Below are 17,701 nucleotides of genomic sequence, written 5' to 3'. Positions count from 1 at the left end.
CTACCGTGCGGGCATGGTCAGTTCACGAATCATCGTCGCGGCAGCGCGAGCTTTCAGCTCGCCGGTAGCTGCCGCCTGACCTTTCCCATGCCAGCGACCGGAAACGGCTCGCTGGAGTGTCGGTTGTTCGGCATGTGCGGTCGCTTCCGGTCGATTTCCTCTCGATGGAGCGACCACCATGATCACTACAGAGCAGACCGTTCAGACCTTCCTCGACTTCTTCCGTGAGCGCGGTCATGAGCTGACTCCGGATGGGTCACTCATACCCTCGCCGGGGGATCCGGTGTTGTTCACCACCTCGGGGATGCACCCGTTGACTCCCTATTTGATGGGCAGACCGCATCCGCTGGGTCGGCGGCTCACCGGTCGGCAACGATGTTTGCGCACAACCGATCTCGAGGAAGTCGGTGACGAAACCCATCTCACCGTGTTCGAGATGCTCGGGTCGTGGTCGCTCGGCGACTACGACGGGCCGCGGAGCCTGCGGTGGGGATTCGAACTGTTGCGGGACGGCTTCGGGATCGATCCGGGGCGGATGCACGTCACGGTGTTCGGTGGTGATGGGCGGGTCGAGCCCGACCACGAGTCGTGGCGCACATGGGGAGAGCTAGGGGTACCCGTGGAACCGACCACGGAGGACAACTGGTGGTCCAATGGGCCGACCGGGCTCTGCGGCCCCGATTCCGAGATCTTCGTCTGGACGGGAGAGGGTAGACCGCAGGGGACACCGACCTCCGATGAGCGGTGGGTGGAGGTGTGGAACCACGTCATGATGCGGTACGTCCGCCACCCCGACGGGAGCCTCGAGCCATTGGGTCGGCCGAGTATCGACACCGGCCTGGGCCTGGAACGGCTCGTCCGCATGCTGCGAAATACGCGGTCGGTCTTCGAGATCGATGTTTTCCAACCGTGGTCGAGCACCCTGCCCCGACTCTGGGGACCCCTCGACGAGCCATCGTCACGCCTGGTGTCGGACCACCTGAGATCCAGCATTGTCGTACTCGGCGACGGCGTCACCCCCTCCCCGTCGGGCCGCGGACACATACTCCGGCGACTGATCCGCCGCACGCTCACCACACTGTGGCGCGACGATCCCACCCGAACCTTGTCCGACCTGCCGATAGACCTGATGGAACACACCCTCGGGCATTTCCAGCAATCCACCGACCCCCACAGGGTTCGCACACTCCTCCTGGACGAGGAGCGCAAGTTCCGCCTACTGCTCCACCGAGGACGAAAGATCCTGTCCCACAGCCGTTTCAACGGCCCCTTGACCGACGACGACTACCACTACCTACACGACACCCACGGACTGCCCCGCGAACTCGTGGAGTACCTCGACACCGAAGCGTGACCGCGTAGATCACACCGTCCCGCGCAGGGAATTCGTCATCGTCCGCAGGATCCGCAACGCGTCCGCCTGCTCGGCTTCGGTCAGCCCGGCCAGCATTCTGAGCTCGACGGAACGGACTGCCGCCGAGGCCTTCTCCAGTTTCCGGCGACCGCGGGGTGTCAGGCGGGTGGGAAGGACCTTGCCGACGGGGGCCTCCGTGGGCCTGGTTACGTGACCCTCCCGCTCCAGAGCTTGCAGTAGGACGTTCATCGACTGGCGGGTGACGAAGGTGCGGCGGGCCAGTTCGGAGTTCGACAGGCCTGGACGCTGGGAGAGGAGTTCCAGACAGGAGTAGTGGGTGACGGTCATGCCCAGTGGGCGAAGCACCTCTTCCATGGCCGCACGCAGGGCACTGGATGTCTCTTTCAGCAGGTAGCCCAGTGAGGTGTCCAGGTCTACACGGACATCGTCTTGACTCATGTCAGTATTCTGACATACCTTGGTTTATGTCAGAAGACTGACACGACAGAACAGGAGCACCACCATGGCTGTCACCGGCCCCGACTTTCTCTCGCTCCAAGCCCGCGATCTCCCCGCATCCCAAGCCTTCTACGAGCAGTACCTCGGCCTCGTCCGCTCACCGGCCGGACCTCCACACGCCGTCGTCTTCGAGACCAAGCCGATCGCCTTCGCACTCCGCGACCTCGTTCCCGGCACCGACCTCGATGCGGTGCAGCAACCAGGCGTCGGCGCCGCCATCTGGCTCCACGCCACCGACGTCCAGGCCATCCACGACGCCCTCGCCGCCGACGGCCACGCCATCGTCGCCGCGCCGATCGACGGCCCCTTCGGCCGAACCTTCACCTTCGCCGACCCCGACGGCTACCACATCACCCTCCACGACCGAAGCTGACGGCCGAAAAGGAAGGGGCCCCGGCGAATGCCGGGGCCCCTTCCTTCGAGCGGTGTCTACCGCACGAATGTGGCGGCGTCCTGGGCCAATTCGAGCAGAGGTTGGGGGAAGATGCCCAACACCAGGGTCGCTGCGGCGGTGACCGCGATGACCGTGGTGGTCAGGGTGGGGTAGACGAGATTCGGTGGAGTGGTCGGGGGGTCGGTGAAGAACATGAGGACGATCACGCGGACGTAGAAGAAGGCGGCTACGGCGGAGCTGAGGACGCCGACTATGACGAGAGCGGTCGCGCCGCCGGAGGCGGCGGCATTGAAGACGGCGAACTTGCTGACGAAGCCGCTGGTGAGTGGGATGCCCGCGAACGACAGCAGGAACAGCGCGAAGATCGAGGCGAGCCAGGGGGAGCGGCGGCCCAGACCGGCCCAGGACGGGAGGTCGGTGGCCTCATCGCCATTGGCGTCTCGGACCAGGCTCACCACCGCGAACGCGCCGACGGTGCCGAGGCCGTAGGCCACCAGGTAGAACAGCACCGACGAGACGCCCTCGGTATTCGCGGCGACCAGAGCCGTGAGGATGAAACCGGTGTGCGCGACCGAGGAGTAGGCGAGCATGCGCTTCATATCGGTCTGCGTGATGGCCAGGACCGCGCCGACGACCATGGTGGCAATCGCGATGGCGGCGAGGATGGGTCGCCAATCATCGCGCAGGCCAGGCACTCCCACGTACAGCACGCGCAACAACGCACCGACTGCCGCGATCTTCGTCGCGGCGGCCATGAATCCGGTGACGGGTGTCGGCGCACCCTGATAGACGTCGGGCACCCAGGACTGGAATGGCACCGCACCGATCTTGAAGAGCAGACCGACCGCCAACAGCGCCACACCGAGCACGGCGAGCGTGCGGTCGCCGGAATCACGCGCCACGGCATCGGCGATCCCGGAGAACCGCACCGTTCCCGCGTACCCGTACAGCAACGCCATCCCGTACAGGAAGAACGCCGACGAGAACGCGCCCAGCAGGAAGTACTTCAACGCCGATTCCTGCGAGAGCAGTCGCCGCCGCCGCGCCAACCCGCACAGCAGATACAGCGGCAACGACAGCACCTCGAGCGCGATGAACATGGTCAGCAGATCGTTGGAGGCCGGGAAGAGCATGAGCCCGGCGACCGCGAAGAGCATGAGCGGGAAGACCTCGGTGGTCGCGACTCCCGCCTTGGTGGCGGCGATTTCGTCGGAGCTGCCCGGGGTGGCGGCAGCTTGCGGCGTGAACGCATCGACGCCCTTGGAGGCAGTGAGGCTCCACGTGCCGGGCCCCTCACGCCGAACGGACATGCGGTCCGCCCGCCGCTCGGCCATGAACAGCAGTCCGAGAATCGACACCACCAGGATCGTGCCCTGCAAGAACAGCGTCACTCCGTCGATGGCGACCGCACCCACCACCGCCGTCGCCTCGGTGCCGCGTAACCCGATCACCGCGCCCAACGCGACCGCCAGTCCGCCGAGCCCGAGCGCCAGGTGCACCGGATACCGAACCGGCCTGGGCAGGAACGCTTCCACCAGCACGGCGACCACGGCCACACCGAACACGATGAGCATCGGGGACAGGTCCCGGTACTCGATACTCGGCGCGGGCACCGAGGCCGCGAGAATCAGAGGAGTGCTCACTTGTGCGTACCTCCGTGCGTCGAGGAACCGGGTGCCGCCTCCGGCTGCACGGCCGGTACCGGATCCTGTTTGCCGATGGTGGTCAAGGTCCGCGCCACGGCCGGATCGATGGTGTCCAGCACGGGTTTCGGGTAGACGCCGAGGAACAACAGCGCCCCGACCAGCGGCACCACCACGACGAGCTCACGCGGCAGCAGATCGTAGATCTTGTCGCTGCCCTCCTTCACCGGCCCGGTCATCATGCGCTGGTACATCCACAGCACGTACAGCGCGGCCAGCACCAGCGCGCTGGCCGCGAAGATGGCCGCCACCGGGTAGCGCGTGAATGTGCCGATGAGCACCAGGAATTCGCTGATGAACGGTGCCAGACCCGGCAGTGACAGCGTGGCGAGACCGGCGATGAGGAAGGTTCCCGCCAGCACCGGCGCGACCTTCTGCACCCCGCCGTACTCGGCGATGATCCGGGTTCCCCGCCGCGACACCAGGAATCCCGCGATCAGGAACAGCGCCGCCGTCGAGATCCCGTGATTGACCATGTACAGCGTCGCCCCGGACCCACCCTGGTTGGTCATGGCGAAAATGCCCAGGATGATGAACCCGAAGTGCGAGATCGAGGTGTAGGCGATGAGCCGCATGACATCGGTCTGCCCGATGGCCAGCAGCGCGCCATAGATGATCCCGATCACCGCCAGCACGCTGATCACCGGTGCGTAAGTCGAAGAGGCCGAAGGGAACAGCAGCAGGCAGTACCGCAGCATGCCGAAGGTTCCGACCTTGTCGACGACGGCCATCATGAGCACCGCGCTGGCCGGTGTCGCCGCGACGGCCGCGTCCGGCAGCCAGGTGTGCAGCGGCCACAGCGGAGCCTTCACCGCGAAGGCGAACATGAATCCGAGGAAGATGGCATTGAGGACGGCGGGCCCGGCCCCGAGCTGCCCGGAGTTGGCGGCCTCCATCACGAGCCGGAAATCGAAGGTCCCGGAGCTGCCGCCGATACCCTCCCGCACGGTGAGCACATACAGCCCGATCACCGCGGCGAGCATGATCAATCCGCCGAACAGGTTGTACAGCAGGAACTTCACCGCCGCGCGCGAGCGCTGCTGGCGCAGCACCGCATCCGCGGTCTTCGGCCCGAACCCACCGATGAGGAAGTACATCGGAATGAGCATGACCTCGAAGAACACGTAGAACAGCAGAATGTCGAGGGCGGTGAAGGAGATGAGCACCATGCCCTCCACCACCAGGGTGAGCGCCATGTAGTGATGCGCCACCCGCCGCGAACTGCCGACCTCGCGCTCGTCGTTCCATCCGGCGATGATCAGCAGCGGCACCAGCCCGGCGGTGAGCAACACCAGCACGAGCCCGATGCCGTCCAGCCCGACCGTGTATCCGGCCCCGAAAGCCGGTATCCACTTATGGGATTCGACGAACTGGAAGTGCTCACCACTGCCCGGCACGAACTGGGTCGCGAGGTAGATACCCACGCCCAGGGTGCCGAGCGAGACGATCAGCGCCCATACCCGCGCCGCCGTCCGCCAGGCTCCGGGAAACAGCAAGGTGACTGCGGCACCCACGAGCGGGGTCACCCACAGCGTTGTCAGCCAAGGAAACTCGCTCACGCCGCCACCTCGCTGGCGCTCGGCGTCGCCGCGAGCGATGCTCGCAGTGCCAATGGTTCGTTCGCAAGCTCACTCACAGGATCCTCACCGCCAGCAGGGCGGCAGCCACCAGGGCCGCGCCGGTGAACATGGACAGGGCGTAGGACCGCACGAATCCGGTTTGCACCCGCCGGATTCGCGCGGACGTGCCGCCGATGACGGCGGCGGTGGTGTTCACCAGGCCGTCGATTCCGCGATTGTCGAGGAACACCAGCGAACGGGTCAGATGCTGACCGGGCCGCATGAACGCCGCCTCGTTCACCGCATCGTGGTAGAGATCGCGGCGCGCGGCGACGGTGAGCGCGTTCCCGGCGGGCGCGACCACCGGCACCTCACGCTTGGCGTACTGGTCGTAGGCCACCCACACACCCGCCGCGACCACGGCGAGGGCGAAGAAGGTGATCATCCAGATCGGAATGACCGGTTCGCCATGATGCGCGCCGACCACCGGCGCGAGCCAATTCTGTAGCGAGGAACCGAAAGCCAGCGCCGCACCGGATCCCACCGAACCCAGCGCCAGCAGAATCATCGGACCGGTCATACTCGCCGGAGCCTCGTGCGGATGCGCGTCCTCGTGCCACCGCTTCTCACCGAAGAAGGTCAACAGCATGACGCGGGTCATGTAGAACGCCGTCACACCCGCACCCACCAGAGCCGCGATACCGGTGACCCAGCCGCCCCAACCACCGTGCGCGAAGGCCGATTCGATGATCCGGTCCTTGGAGAAGAATCCGGCGAACGGCGGCACCCCGATGATCGCGAGATACCCGAGCCCGAAGGTGATGTAGGTGACCGGCATGACCTTGCGCAGCGCGCCGTAGCGCCGCATATCGGTCTCGTCGTTCATGGCGTGCATGACCGATCCCGCACCGAGGAACAGCCCGGCCTTGAAGAAGCCGTGCGTCAGCAGGTGCATGATGGCCGCCGCGTAGCCGACCGGCCCCAATCCCGCCGCCAGGATCATGTAGCCGATCTGGCTCATGGTCGAGGCGGCGAGCGCCTTCTTGATGTCGTCCTTGGCGCAGCCGATGATCGCGCCGTACAGCAGGGTCACCGCACCGACGGCCATGACCGCGGCCTGCGCGCCGGGCGCCAGATCGAAGATCGGATTGGACCGCGCGATGAGGTACACACCCGCGGTGACCATGGTGGCCGCGTGGATGAGCGCCGACACCGGGGTCGGACCCTCCATGGCGTCCCCGAGCCAGGACTGCAGCGGCACCTGCGCGGATTTGCCGCACGCGCCGAGCAGAAGCAGCAGGCCGATGGCGGTGAGCGTGCCCTGTCCGGCGGCCTCGGCCGCCCCGAACACCGTCTGGTAGTCGACGCTGCCGAAGGTCGCGAACATGATCATCAGCGCGATGGCCAGACCCATATCGCCGACGCGGTTGACGATGAACGCCTTCTTGGCGGCCGCGGCGGCGGAGGGCTTGTGCGACCAGAATCCGATGAGCAGGTACGACGCCAGGCCCACGCCTTCCCAGCCGAGGTAGAGCACCAGGAAGTTGTCCGCCAGCACCAGCACCAGCATGGCGGCGAGGAACAGGTTCAGGTAGCTGAAGAACCGTCGTCGCGCCGGATCGCCCTTCATGTACCCGATCGAATAGATGTGGATGAGCGAGCCCACACCGGTGATCAAGAGCGCGAAGCACATCGAGAGCTGATCGAGTTGCAGCGCGAAGTCCACGCTCAGCCCCGTGACGGGCGCCCAGCTGAACAGCGATTCGTGGATCGCGCGGTCGGCGTCGGCGCGACCGAGCATCTCCACGAACGCCCAGGCTGCGACGCCGAAGGAGGCCAGGGCCATCAACGTCCCGACCCAGTGACCCCATTTGTCGGTGGAGCGGCCGAGCAGCAGGAGGAATACGGCACCGCCGAGGGGCAGTGCGGGCAGCAGCCACAGCATCATCTGTGCGTCCATATCAGTACCGCAGCAGATTCGCGTCGTCGACCGAGGTCGAGCGGCGGGCACGGAAGATGGTCATGATGATGGCAAGCCCAACAACGACTTCGGCCGCCGCCACCACCATGGTGAAGAAGGCGAACACCTGCCCGTCGAGGTTCCCGTGCTGGCGCGCGAAGGTGACGAAGGCCAGGTTCACCGCATTGAGCATGAGCTCGATGCACATGAACACCACAATGGCATTGCGCCGCACCAACACCCCGGCCGCGCCGATGGTGAACAGTAGTGCGGAGAGATACAGGTAGTTGTCCGGATTCACCGCAAGCCTTCCTCGTCAGCCGTGCGCGAGTCGTCGGAGTGGTTGTGCCCGTTGCTGTTCCCATTGCCGTTGCCCACGGAGAGCGCCGCGGCTTCGGTGTGGGCGCGGTCGCGCCGGTGCCGCAGGATGGTGCTGACCGACAGTTCCGCGAAGGAGCCGTCGGGCAGTCGCGCCGGAGCGTCGACGGCATTGTGGCGGGCGTAGACACCGGGTGTGGGCAGCGGCGTGACCTGCTTGCCGTCCCGGAAGCGCTGTTTGGACAGTTCCCGCTGATCGGTGCGCGGCCCGAACTTCTCGCGATGGGCCAGCACCATGGCGCCGATGGTGGCGGTGATCAGCAGCGCGCCGGTGAGCTCGAACGCCCACACGTAGCGCACGAAGATCAGCTCCGCGAGCGCGCCGATCATATTGTCGCCGCCGAGGCCGGGACCCGTTGTGGCGACGCTGTTCTCGTTCATGCCGCGGGAGATGGCGGCCATGAGAATCAACCCGAAACCGATACCGACCACCAGCACCGCGATGCGCTGCCCGCGCAGGGTCTCGCGCAACGATTCGGAGGAGTCGACGCCGACGAGCATGAGCACGAACAGGAACAGCATCATGACCGCGCCGGTGTAGACGACGATCTGCACCACGCCCAGGAACAGCGCCTCCTGGGCGATGTAGAACACCGACAGCGAGATCATGGTGGCGGCCAGGCACAGCGCCGAATGCACCGCCTTGGGTGCGCACACCATGCCCAGCGCTCCGGCCACCGCGATGGCCGCGAGGACCCAGAACAGCACGGCCTCCCCGGTGGAGGTCTGGGTCATGGCCGGTTGGGCTTGGGCGAGAAGGGAATTCATCGAACCTCTCCTTCCGCGCCGACCGCCGCGGGCTCGCGCGGTGCGGATTCGGTTGTCGCGCCGGGCACTTCGCCGCGGTAGTAGGAGCCCTCGTCCGCACCCGGGTACATGGGATGCGGCGGCGGGTACATGCCCGTGCGCAGCGGGGCCAGCAGATCCGCCTTCTCGAAGATCAGGTCCGCGCGGTTGTCGTCGGCCAACTCGTACTCGTTGGTCATGGTCAACGCCCGCGTCGGGCAGGCTTCGATGCACAGGCCGCAGCCGATGCAGCGCAGGTAGTTGATCTGGTAGACCCGCCCGTAGCGCTCACCGGGAGAGAAGCGCTCCTCCTCGGTGTTGTCCGCGCCCTCAACATAGATGGCGTCGGCCGGGCAGGCCCAGGCGCACAGCTCGCAGCCGATGCACTTCTCCAACCCGTCCGGATGCCGGTTGAGCTGATGCCGTCCGTGATAGCGCGGTGCGGTGGGCACCTTCACTTCCGGGTACAGCTCGGTATTGGGCTTCTTGAACATGGTGGAGAAGGTCACCCAGAAACCCGCGAACGGCGTCAGCAGACCGGGTTTCGCGGCGGCCTTGGCCGGTTCGGTGGGCATGGGCGGGACGGGGAAGTCCGAATACATCCGCGTCGCATCGGGATCCGGCGCGGCCTGGGTGCGGTCGTCGCCCGCGTGTCCGGCTCGGACAACCAGCGCCAACATGAGCAGTGTGACCACGATGCCGCCGATCACCATGCCCGGCGTCTGCACGTTCATGCCCTCGTTCTGGAGCACCCGCAGCGTGGCGACGTACATGACCCAGGCCAGCGAGACCGGAATCAGCAGCTTCCAGCCGAGATTCATGAACTGGTCGTAGCGCAGTCGCGGCAGCGTGCCGCGCAGCCAGATGAACACGAACAGGAACGCCCACACCTTGGCGGTGAACCACAGCATGGGCCACCAGCCGGAGTTCGCGCCCTCCCAGAGGCTGATCGGGAACGGCGCGTGCCAGCCGCCGAAGAACAGCGTGGTGGCCAGCGCCGACACCGTCGCCATATTGATGTACTCCGCCATCATGAACATGGCGAATTTGAGCGAGGAGTACTCGGTGTGGAAACCGCCGACCAGCTCACCCTCGGCCTCGGGCAGATCGAAGGGCGCACGGTTGGTCTCGCCGACCATGGAGACCGCGTAGATGAGGAACGACGGCAGCAGCAGGAAGACGTACCAGGTGCCGTACTGGGCCTCCACGATGCCGGAGGTGGACATGGTGCCCGCCAGCAGGAACACGCCCGCGAAGCACAGCGCCATGGCGATCTCGTAGGAGATGACCTGCGCGGTCGAGCGCAATCCGCCGAGCAGCGGATAGGTTGACCCGGAGGCCCAGCCCGCCAACACGATTCCGTATACGCCCACCGAGGCCATGGCCAGGATGTAGAGCACACCCACCGGCATATCGGTGAGCTGCAATGCGGTGGTCTCGCCGAAGATGCTCACCTCGGGGCCGAACGGAATCACCGCGAACGCCATGACCGCCGGGATCAGCGAAATGACCGGGGCGAGAATGAAGATGGGCTTGTCCACGATGGCGGGGATGATGTCCTCTTTGAGGAGCATCTTCACGCCGTCGGCGATGGACTGCAGGGTGCCGCGCGGACCGACCCGGTTGGGGCCGACGCGCATCTGCATGAAGGCCACGATCTTGCGTTCCGCGTACACCGCCAGCATGGGGGTGAGCAGCAGGAACACGAAGATGAACACCGATTTGAGGAGGACCAGCCACCAGGGATCGTGGCCGAAGATGCTCAGATCACTCACGGTGGTCCTCCCGTCGGATACGTACCAGGTGGCCCGGGGTCGTGCCGAGTTGCACGAGCACATCGGAGCCGGGGGAGTTCATGGGCAGCCACACGACGCGATCGGGCATATCGGTGATCACGAGGGGCAGTGTGATGTGGCCGTGGTCGGTGCCGACCGTCACCGGATCGCCGGTGGTGACGCCGATTTCGGCGGCGGTCCGCTGGGACAGCCGCACCACGGGGGTTCGGGCGGTCCCGGCCAGATTGGGTTCACCGTCCTGGAGCCGACCGCGGTCGATGAGCATGCGCCACCCCGACAGGATGGCGGTGCCCGAGGACGGCTGCGGTACGGGATGCGGCCGGTGCACGGAGGCGGCGGCCGCCGGGCCCGACCAGACGCCGAGGTCGGCCAGTTCGGCGCGGGCGTGGGCGGCGTCCGGAACGCCCAGGGCGATACCCATTTCCGAGGCGATCGCATCGAGCACCCGGTACTCCGGCAGCGGCGCGGCCTGACGGCGCAGCGTCGCATCACCCAGGGCCGCCTCGAACGGCCGGTGGCGACCCTCCCAGGTGAGGAAGGTGCCCGCCTTCTCCATGGCGGAGGCCACGGGGAACACCACATCGGCGCGACCGGTGATATCGCTGTGGCGCAGTTCTAGGCTCACCACGAACCGAGCGGAGTCGATGGCGGCCAGCGCGCCGTGCGGGTCGGGCAGATCGCCGACCTCCACGCCGCCGATCACGAGTGCGCCGAGAGTCGGTGCGGCAGCGAGGATTCCGGCGGTATCGCGCCCCGGGGTCGCCGGGAGGTCCTCGACATTCCAGGCGTCGCGAACCTCGTGGCGCGCATGCGGATCGGCGACGGGGCGGCCGCCGGGCAGCAGCACCGGCAGGGCACCGGCCTCGATGGCCCCGCGCTCACCCGCGCGCCTCGGCACCCAGGCGAGCAGCGCCCCGGTGTCCTCGGCGAGCCGGGTGGCCGCGGAGAGTCCGCCGGGGGCTCCGGCGAGACGTTCACCGACCATGATCACCGCGCCGGGCTGGCGCAGAAGGCCCGAAATATGCTGGGCGAGTACGGGTTCGATGATCCCCGTGGTTTCTCCGCCCCGCAGTGCCTCGAGAATGTGCGGCTCGGCTCCCGGCGTGGTCGGCAGCCACTGTCCCGACATGCGTTCCAGCCCACGGGTCCGGTAGGGCGCGAGCGCGAAGATCGCCGTACCGCGTTTGCGGACCGCCTTGCGCAGTCGCAGGTACACGATGGGCGACTCTTCCTCGGGCTCGAATCCGACGAGCAGCACCGCCGGAGCCTGCTCCAGCGCACCGTAGTCGACCGTGATCCCTTGTCCGGCAACGCGGGCCGCGAGGAAGTCGGCCTCCTCGGCGGAGTGGTCGCGGGCGCGGAAGTCGATGTCATTGGTGCCCAGGGCGACGCGCGCGAACTTGGAGTACGCGTAGGCGTCCTCCAGGGTGACGCGGCCGCCGACCAGAACGGCCGCATTGCCGTGCGCGCCAGCCATTCCGGCCGCCGCCGCGGCGAGCGCCTCGGACCACGACGCCGGAGCCAGCCGCCCGTCCCAGCCGCGCACCATCGGTGTCGTCAGCCGATCCCGCTCGGTGGCGTAGGTGAAGGCGAAGCGACCCTTGTCGCAGTTCCATTCCTCGTTGACCTGCGGATCGTCACCGGCCAAGCGCCGCATGACCTTTCCGCGTCGGTGGTCGGTGCGCTGGGCACAGCCCGAGGCGCAGTGCTCGCACACCGCCGGGCTCGACACCAGATCGAACGGCCGCGCCCGGAACCGGTAGGTGCTGCCAGTGAGTGCGCCCACCGGGCAGATCTGCACGGTATTGCCGGAGAAGTAGGAGTCGAAGCTCTCGCCCTGGGCGATGCCGACCTGTTCCACCGCACCGCGTTCCATCAATTCGATGGAGGGATCACCGGCGACCTGCGAGGCGAATCGGGTGCAGCGCGCACAGAGCACGCAGCGCTCCCGGTCCAGCAGGATGGCCGTGGAGAGCGGTATCGGCTTGGGGTAGGTGCGCTTCTCACCCTCGAACCGGGACTCGGCGCGGCCATTGGACATGGCCTGGTTCTGCAGCGGGCATTCACCGCCCTTGTCGCAGACCGGGCAGTCCAGCGGGTGGTTGATGAGCAGCAGCTCCATCACGCCCTCTTGCGCTTTCGCGGCGACGGGGGAGGAGAGCTGGGTGTGCACCACCATGCCGTCGGAGACCGCCATGGTGCAGGAGGCCACCGGCTTGCGCTGGCCCTCCACCTCGACGATGCACTGGCGGCACGCGCCCACCGGGTCGAGCAGCGGGTGGTCGCAGAAGCGCGGCACCTGCACGCCGATGAGTTCGGCGGCGCGAATGATGAGGGTGCCCGCGGGGACGCTGATGGTGGTGCCGTCGATGGTGACGCTCACCAGATCCGCTGGGGCGGTGTCACTGTCGTTGGTGCTGACTGTCGCGGTCATCGCGCTCCTTCAGCGGTATCGGCCCAGGCCGTGGTCCGGGTCGGATCGAGCGGACATGCGCCGTACCGGATGTGGTCGACGTACTCGTCCCGGAAGTATTTGAGCGAGGAGAAGATCGGGCTGGCGGCACCGTCGCCGAGGGCGCAGAAGGATTTGCCGTTGATGTTGTCGGCGATATCCATGAGCTTGTCGAGGTCGGTGCTGTGACCCTGGCCGGATTCCAGGCGCTCGAGCAGCTGGACGAGCCAGTAGGTGCCCTCGCGGCAGGGTGTGCACTTGCCGCAGGACTCGTGGGCGTAGAACTCGGTCCAGCGCAGCACCGCGCGCACCACACATGTCGTCTCGTCGAAGATCTGGAGGGCCTTGGTGCCGAGCATCGAGCCCGCGGCGGCGACGCCCTCGTAATCCAGTGCGATATCGAGGTGTTCGTCGGTGAACAGCGGGGTCGAGGATCCGCCCGGGGTCCAGAACTTGAGCTTGTGCCCCTTGCGGATGCCGCCCGCGTAGGACAGCAACTCCCGCAAGGTGATTCCCAGCGGCGCTTCGTACTGGCCGGGTCGCGTCACGTGACCGGAGAGCGAGTAGATCGTGGTGCCCGGCGACTTCTCGGTGCCGAAGCCTCGGAACCACTCCACCCCATTGGCGAGGATGGTGGGCACGGAGGCAATGGATTCCACATTGTTCACCACGGTCGGGCAGGCGTAGAGCCCGGCGACGGCGGGGAACGGCGGACGCAGCCGAGGCTGGCCACGACGGCCCTCGAGCGAATCCAGCAGCGCCGTCTCCTCGCCGCAGATGTACGCGCCCGCCCCGGCGTGCACGATCACCTCGAGGTGGTAGCCGGAGCCGAGGATATTGCGGCCGAGATAGCCCGCCTCGTACGCCTCGTCGACGGCGGTCTGCAAGCGCCGCAGTACCGGCAGCACTTCACCGCGCAGATAGATGAAGGCATGCGAGGCCCGAATCGCGTAGGCCGCGATGATCACGCCCTCGATGAGCATGTGCGGGCTGGCCAGCATGAGCGGAATGTCCTTGCAGGTGCCGGGTTCCGACTCATCGGCGTTGACCACCAGATAGTGCGGCTTCTCGATCCCGTCGGGCCCGGGGCCCTGGGGGATGAAGCCCCATTTCATGCCGGTGGGGAAGCCCGCGCCGCCGCGGCCGCGCAGCCCCGCGTCCTTGACGGTGGCGATGACCTCGTCCGGGTGCATGCGCAGCGCCTTCGGCAGCGCCCGGTAGCCCTCCTGGCGGCGGTAATTCTTCAGGGTCCACGATTCGGGTTCCGCCCAGTGGCGGGTGAGCACCGGCGTCAGGGTCACTGCGCTCCTCCGTCGGTCGAGTTCTCTTGCACCGCGTGCAAACCGGCAAGGGTTGCCGGACCGGGCTTGCCGTCGTTGGCATTCGGCCGCTGGTCCGGATATCCGGCGAGAATGCGGGCGGTTTCGCGGAAGGTGCACAGCGGCGCACCGCTGCGCGAACCGGTGACCCGCTCGCCACGGCGCAGCGCGTCGACGAGCGCCCGGGCGGATTCCGGCGTCTGGTTGTCGAAGAACTCCCAGTTCACCATGACCACCGGGGCGTAATCGCAGGCCGCGTTGCACTCGATGTGCTCGAGGGTGACCGCGCCGTCGGCGGTGGTCTCGCCGTGCTTGATACCCAAGTGCTGCTTCAGGTTCGCGAGGATCTCGTCGCCGCCCATGACCGCGCACAGCGTGTTCGTGCACACGCCGACGTGGTAGTCGCCGGTCGGCGTGCGCCGGTACATGGAGTAGAAGGTGGCCACGGCGGTCACCTCGGCATCGGTCAGACCCAACTGCTCGGCACAGAATTCGATACCGGTGCCCGAGACATAGCCCTCCACCGACTGCACGAGGTGCAGCAGCGGCAGCAGCGCCGACCGCGGATGCGGGTAGCGGGCAATGATCTCCGCAGCTTCCCCCTGCAACCGGTCGTGCACCTGCTGCGGGTAGGGGATGGGGCGGGTCGTCAGGTTCAGCAGAATCTCGGTCATCGGTCCACTCCGCCCATCACCGGGTCGATACTGGCCACGGAGGCGATGACGTCGGCGACCATGCCGCCCTCGCACATCGCCGCCACCGCTTGCAGATTCGTGAACGAGGGGTCGCGGTAGTGCACGCGGTACGGGCGGGTGCCGCCGTCGCTCACCATGTGCACGCCGAGCTCGCCGCGCGGGGATTCCACCGCCGTGTACACCTGCCCGGGCGGTACCCGAATGCCCTCGGTGGTCAGTTTGAAATGATGGATCAGCGCCTCCATGGAGGTGCCCATGATCTTGGCGATGTGCTTGGGGGAGTTGCCGAGTCCATCCGGACCGAGTTGCAGGTCGGCGGGCCAAGCGACCTTCTTGTCGCTCACCATGACCGGGCCGGGGCGCAGCTTGTCCAGGCACTGTTCGACGATCTTGAGCGATTCCTTCATCTCGTTCACGCGAATGAGGTAGCGGCCGTAGCAGTCACAGCCGGTGTCGACCTGGACGTCGAATTCGTAGTTCTCGTATCCGCAGTACGGCTGGGCCTTGCGCAGATCGTGCGGCAGGCCGGTGGAGCGCAGCACCGGGCCGGTGATGCCGAGGGCCATACAGCCGGTCAGGTCCAGGTAGCCGATATTGCGGGTGCGGGCCTTCCAGATGGGGTTCTCGTTGAGCAGCAACTCCAGGTCCCGCAGGCGCTTGGGCATGATGGCCAGCAGTTCGCGCACCTTGTCCACGCCGTCGTCGGGCAGATCCTGGGCCAGGCCGCCGGGGCGGATGTAGGCGTGGTTCATGCGCAGACCGGTAATGGTCTCGAAGACATCGAGGATGAGTTCGCGCTCGCGGAAGCCGAAGAGCATCGGCGTGAGCGCGCCCAACTCCATACCGCCGGTGGCGAGGGCCACCAGGTGCGAGGAGATGCGGTTGAGCTCCATCAGCATGACCCGAACCACGCTGGCGCGCTCGGGAATGTCGTCGGTGATGTCGAGGAGCTTCTCCATGGCCAGGCAGTACGCCGTCTCGTTGAAGAACGGCGACAGGTAGTCCATGCGCGTCACGAAGGTGACGCCCTGCACCCACGGCCGGTACTCGAGGTTCTTCTCGATTCCGGTGTGCAGGTAGCCGATTCCGCAGCGGGCCTCGGTGACGGTCTCGCCCTCGATCTCCAGAATGAGTCGCAGCACGCCGTGCGTGGAGGGGTGCTGCGGGCCCATATTGACGACGATGCGCTCCTCGGCGACACCGTCGAGCTGGGCGGAGATCTCGTCCCAGTCGTTGCCGACCAGGGTGACCGTCTTCTCCGGCTTCGGATCCGACTGGGAGACAGGTGTTTCCGGCGCACCGGAAGCTGTGCGCCGGGTGTCGATGTCGTTCATTAGCTGTACGCCCTCCGCTCGTCGGGCGGCGGGATGCGCGCGCCCTTGTACTCGACCGGAATTCCGCCGAGCGGGTAGTCCTTGCGCTGCGGGTGCCCGCGCCAGTCGTCGGGCATCGAAATGCGGGTCAGCGCGGGGTGACCGTCGAACAGGATGCCGAAGAAGTCGTATGTCTCCCGCTCGTGCCAGTCCGTGGTGGGGTACACGGAGTACAGCGAGGGAATGTGCGGATCGGCGTCGGGAGCCGAAACCTCCACGCGCACACGACGATTGTGGGTGATGGAATTGAGGGGGTAGACCGCGTGCAGTTCGCGGTCCTTGTCGTCGGGGTAGTGCACGCCGCTGACGCCGAGGCACAGTTCGAAGCGCAGCGCGGGATCGTCGCGCAGGGCGCGGGCCACCGCGACCAGGTGTTCGCGCCGCACGTGCAGCGTGAGTTCGCCGCGGAAGACCACGATCTTCTCGATGGCCTCGTCGTAGACCTCGCCCAGGGCCACCTGCAGGGCGTCGACGACCTCGTCGAAGTAGCCGCCGTACGGCGGTTCGGTACCGCCCGGCAGCTTGACCGCGCGGACCAGTCGGCCGTAGCCGGAGGTGTCGCCGGTGCCGGAGACCCCGAACATGCCGCGACGCACGCCGATGACCTCATCGGGTGCGGGATCGGGTTCCACTGTGGCGGACTCGGTTTCGGCCTCCGTCGGCCCCTTGGCCGGTGGCGGCTCGACGGGTTCGTTCGATTCGCCGTGCTTACGCTCGTCCACGGCTGCCTCCGGAGGACTTTCGGTGCTGTTGGGGGTATCGAAGGTCATCGCAGCAACCCCCGCATCTGAATGGTCGGGGTGGAGGCGAGGGCGGCGGCTTCGGCGGCCCGGATCGCCTCTTCGCGATTGACGCCCAGCGGCGCTTCCTGAATCTTCTCGTGCAGCTTCAGGATCGCGTTCAACAGCATCTCCGGCCGCGGTGGGCAACCGGGCAGGTAGATGTCGACCGGAACGACGTGGTCGACGCCCTGCACGATGGCGTAGTTGTTGAACATGCCGCCGGACGAGGCGCATACGCCCATCGCCAGCACCCATTTCGGTTCGGTCATCTGGTCGTAGACCTGACGCAGGACGGGGGCCATCTTCTGGCTCACCCGTCCGGCCACGATCATGAGATCGGCCTGGCGCGGCGAGGCGCGGAACGCCTCCATACCGAAGCGGGCGATGTCGAATCGCCCGCCGCCGGTGGCCATCATCTCGATCGCGCAGCACGCCAGCCCGAAGGTGGCGGGCCACAGTGAGCCCTTGCGCAGGTATCCGGCCATATTTTCGACCGTGCTCAGCAGAAATCCGCTGGGCAGTTTTTCCTCGAGACCCATTTCGGCTTACATCTCCCGGCTAAGCCCCGCGCACGCGCGGGGTGCACTGTACGGAATTCCCCTGTCGCCCTGCTGTTCTCGGCTCAATCGCA

Annotated in this window: 15 protein-coding genes; 2 read left to right on the top strand and 13 right to left on the bottom strand. The window is 66.8% G+C overall.

Going from position 1 to position 17,701, the window contains the following annotated elements; genetic code table 11:
• Positions 1-178 precede the first annotated feature (178 nt).
• Positions 179-1,354, top strand: coding sequence for an alanine--tRNA ligase-related protein (locus ACIBH2_RS02740; RefSeq protein ID WP_397112687.1), 1,176 nt, complete (start codon positions 179-181; stop codon positions 1,352-1,354).
• A gap of 9 nt (positions 1,355-1,363) precedes the next feature.
• Here ACIBH2_RS02740 and ACIBH2_RS02735 read toward each other — a convergent pair whose 3' ends face one another.
• On the bottom strand, positions 1,364-1,813 hold the full coding sequence (locus tag ACIBH2_RS02735; protein ID WP_397112685.1) for a MarR family winged helix-turn-helix transcriptional regulator: 450 nt from the start codon (positions 1,811-1,813) through the stop codon (positions 1,364-1,366).
• A 64-nt stretch (positions 1,814-1,877) separates the two neighbouring features.
• Between ACIBH2_RS02735 and ACIBH2_RS02730 the strand changes: the two genes are divergently transcribed.
• On the top strand, positions 1,878-2,246 hold the full coding sequence (locus tag ACIBH2_RS02730) for a VOC family protein (RefSeq protein ID WP_397112683.1): 369 nt from the start codon (positions 1,878-1,880) through the stop codon (positions 2,244-2,246).
• A 56-nt stretch (positions 2,247-2,302) separates the two neighbouring features.
• Here the strand turns inward: ACIBH2_RS02730 and nuoN are convergent, their stop codons facing one another.
• The 12 genes from nuoN to ACIBH2_RS02670 form a co-directional block, all read right to left on the bottom strand.
• Positions 2,303-3,910: an NADH-quinone oxidoreductase subunit NuoN gene (gene nuoN, locus ACIBH2_RS02725; RefSeq protein WP_397112681.1), complete on the bottom strand. Its 1,608-nt coding sequence runs from the start codon at positions 3,908-3,910 to the stop codon at positions 2,303-2,305.
• Positions 3,907-5,529, bottom strand: coding sequence for an NADH-quinone oxidoreductase subunit M (locus ACIBH2_RS02720; RefSeq protein ID WP_397112679.1), 1,623 nt, complete (start codon positions 5,527-5,529; stop codon positions 3,907-3,909). The genes nuoN and ACIBH2_RS02720 overlap by 4 nt, the downstream gene beginning before the upstream one ends.
• A gap of 73 nt (positions 5,530-5,602) precedes the next feature.
• Positions 5,603-7,474 (bottom strand): NADH-quinone oxidoreductase subunit L, encoded by a 1,872-nt coding sequence (gene nuoL, locus ACIBH2_RS02715; protein WP_397116788.1) that lies wholly within the window; start codon positions 7,472-7,474, stop codon positions 5,603-5,605.
• A gap of 16 nt (positions 7,475-7,490) precedes the next feature.
• A complete protein-coding gene (nuoK, locus tag ACIBH2_RS02710) occupies positions 7,491-7,790 on the bottom strand; it encodes an NADH-quinone oxidoreductase subunit NuoK (protein ID WP_029927508.1) in 300 nt (99 codons plus the stop codon).
• Entirely contained in the window at positions 7,787-8,635 is an 849-nt protein-coding gene (locus ACIBH2_RS02705) for an NADH-quinone oxidoreductase subunit J (protein WP_397112677.1), read from the bottom strand. Before ACIBH2_RS02705 ends, nuoK begins: the two co-directional genes overlap by 4 nt.
• Positions 8,632-10,428: an NADH-quinone oxidoreductase subunit NuoH gene (gene nuoH / locus ACIBH2_RS02700; protein ID WP_397112675.1), complete on the bottom strand. Its 1,797-nt coding sequence runs from the start codon at positions 10,426-10,428 to the stop codon at positions 8,632-8,634. The genes ACIBH2_RS02705 and nuoH overlap by 4 nt, the downstream gene beginning before the upstream one ends.
• Complete coding sequence (locus tag ACIBH2_RS02695) at positions 10,421-12,883, bottom strand: NADH-quinone oxidoreductase subunit G (protein ID WP_397112673.1); 2,463 nt, start codon at positions 12,881-12,883, stop codon at positions 10,421-10,423. Before ACIBH2_RS02695 ends, nuoH begins: the two co-directional genes overlap by 8 nt.
• Positions 12,880-14,202 (bottom strand): NADH-quinone oxidoreductase subunit NuoF, encoded by a 1,323-nt coding sequence (nuoF, locus tag ACIBH2_RS02690; protein WP_397112671.1) that lies wholly within the window; start codon positions 14,200-14,202, stop codon positions 12,880-12,882. The genes ACIBH2_RS02695 and nuoF overlap by 4 nt, the downstream gene beginning before the upstream one ends.
• Complete coding sequence (gene nuoE / locus ACIBH2_RS02685) at positions 14,199-14,894, bottom strand: NADH-quinone oxidoreductase subunit NuoE (RefSeq protein WP_397112669.1); 696 nt, start codon at positions 14,892-14,894, stop codon at positions 14,199-14,201. The genes nuoF and nuoE overlap by 4 nt, the downstream gene beginning before the upstream one ends.
• On the bottom strand, positions 14,891-16,249 hold the full coding sequence (gene nuoD / locus ACIBH2_RS02680) for an NADH dehydrogenase (quinone) subunit D (protein WP_397112667.1): 1,359 nt from the start codon (positions 16,247-16,249) through the stop codon (positions 14,891-14,893). The genes nuoE and nuoD overlap by 4 nt, the downstream gene beginning before the upstream one ends.
• Complete coding sequence (locus tag ACIBH2_RS02675) at positions 16,249-17,058, bottom strand: NADH-quinone oxidoreductase subunit C (protein WP_397112665.1); 810 nt, start codon at positions 17,056-17,058, stop codon at positions 16,249-16,251. The genes nuoD and ACIBH2_RS02675 overlap by 1 nt, the downstream gene beginning before the upstream one ends.
• Positions 17,055-17,609 (bottom strand): NuoB/complex I 20 kDa subunit family protein, encoded by a 555-nt coding sequence (locus ACIBH2_RS02670; RefSeq protein ID WP_397112663.1) that lies wholly within the window; start codon positions 17,607-17,609, stop codon positions 17,055-17,057. Before ACIBH2_RS02670 ends, ACIBH2_RS02675 begins: the two co-directional genes overlap by 4 nt.
• Positions 17,610-17,701: the final 92 nt, after the last annotated feature.

Source organism: Nocardia sp. NPDC050406 (assembly GCF_044459025.1).
In the GTDB taxonomy this organism is placed as follows: domain Bacteria; phylum Actinomycetota; class Actinomycetes; order Mycobacteriales; family Mycobacteriaceae; genus Nocardia.
The sequence above is the reverse complement of the archived record's forward strand: the minus strand, read 5'-3'. Positions and strand labels throughout refer to the sequence as shown.